General features: G+C 48.8%; 2 tRNA genes. Both read left to right on the plus strand.

Annotation, left to right across the window (positions count from 1 at the left end):
* Positions 1–29 precede the first annotated feature (29 nt).
* A tRNA-Ile gene (locus L6D64_RS28215) sits at positions 30–106 on the plus strand.
* 21 nt (positions 107–127) lie between these two features.
* A tRNA-Ala gene (locus tag L6D64_RS28220) sits at positions 128–203 on the plus strand.
* Positions 204–375 lie beyond the last annotated feature (172 nt).

The following is a 375-nucleotide window of genomic DNA, read 5'->3' on the forward strand; positions in this document are numbered from 1 at the left end:
AAGACGATGTTGCAAAGTGACCCTGTTATAGGTCTGTAGCTCAGTTGGTTAGAGCGCACCCCTGATAAGGGTGAGGTCGGCAGTTCAAATCTGCCCAGACCTACCATTACAGAGTTCAGCCGTACACGGGGCCATAGCTCAGCTGGGAGAGCGCCTGCCTTGCACGCAGGAGGTCAGCGGTTCGATCCCGCTTGGCTCCACCACTTACGCCTTACTTGCTTGATCAAATTCAGAAATGAGCATTCGCATCGAATGTTGATTTCTGGCTTTTGTCAGATCGTTCTTTAAAAATTCGGATATGTGATAGATATAGACTGAACACCAGTTTCACTGCTGGTGGATCAGGCTAAGGTAAAATTTGTGAGTTCTGCGCGA

The organism is Pseudomonas urethralis (assembly GCF_021602465.1).
Lineage (GTDB): Bacteria > Pseudomonadota > Gammaproteobacteria > Pseudomonadales > Pseudomonadaceae > Aquipseudomonas > Aquipseudomonas vlassakiae.